Raw genomic sequence first — 212 nt, forward strand, 5'->3', positions numbered from 1 at the left:
CTGTCGCTGACGCTGCCGGCGGTCGTGACGACCGACCTGCGCCTGAACGAGCCGCGTTACGTGACGCTGCCGAACATCATGAAGGCGAAGAAGAAGCCGCTGGAAACGGTGAAGCCGGAAGACTTGGGCGTTGACGTCGCACCGCGTCTGAAGACGCTGAAGGTGGCCGAGCCGCCGAAGCGCGCGGCCGGCGTGAAGGTGCCGGACGTGAA

1 protein-coding gene is annotated in these 212 nt (G+C 66.0%); it reads left to right on the plus strand.

What is annotated here, in order from left to right:
• Positions 1-212, plus strand: a 212-nt coding sequence (locus tag ACV22W_RS33820) for an electron transfer flavoprotein subunit beta/FixA family protein (protein WP_448023892.1), incomplete at both ends; no start/stop codon positions are given.

Source organism: Burkholderia sp. AW49-1 (genome assembly GCF_053427845.1).